The organism is Lysinibacillus sp. NPDC097287, assembly GCF_044761695.1.
Taxonomy (GTDB): Bacteria; Bacillota; Bacilli; order Bacillales_A; family Planococcaceae; genus Lysinibacillus.
Window position 1 is genome coordinate 1 of record NZ_JBIWCX010000015.1, and the last position, 494, is coordinate 494.

Consider the following 494-nt stretch of genomic DNA (forward strand, 5'->3'; position numbering starts at 1 on the left):
GGTAGGTCCAGTGTCACCAGTAGATCCAGTAGCACCGGTAGGTCCAGTGTCGCCAGTAGGTCCAGTGTCACCAGTGGGTCCAGTAGATCCAGTAGATCCAGTAGCGCCAGTGTCGCCAGTAGGTCCAGTAGGTCCAGTAGCACCGGTAGATCCCGTTGGTCCAGTAGGTCCGGTAGCACCAGTAGGTCCAGTAGCGCCGGTAGGTCCAGTGTCACCAGTAGGTCCAGTCGATCCCGTTGGTCCGGTAGCGCCAGCAGATCCAGTAGCGCCGGTAGGTCCAGTAGCGCCGGTAGGTCCAGTGTCGCCAGTAGGTCCAGTAGATCCAGTAGTACCGGTAGCGCCAGTGTCGCCAGTAGGTCCAGTAGATCCAGTAGCGCCGGTAGATCCCGTTGGTCCAGTCGATCCGGTAGGTCCAGTAGGTCCCGTTGGTCCAGTGTCGCCAGTAGATCCAGTAGCACCGGTAGGTCCAGTAGGTCCCGTTGGTCCAGTGTCGC

General features: G+C 59.9%; 1 protein-coding gene. It reads left to right on the plus strand.

Annotation, left to right across the window (positions count from 1 at the left end; translation table 11 throughout):
• The coding region (locus ACIQ2D_RS17845) for a DUF4573 domain-containing protein (RefSeq protein ID WP_402866402.1) at positions 1–494 on the plus strand (494 nt) is incomplete at both ends.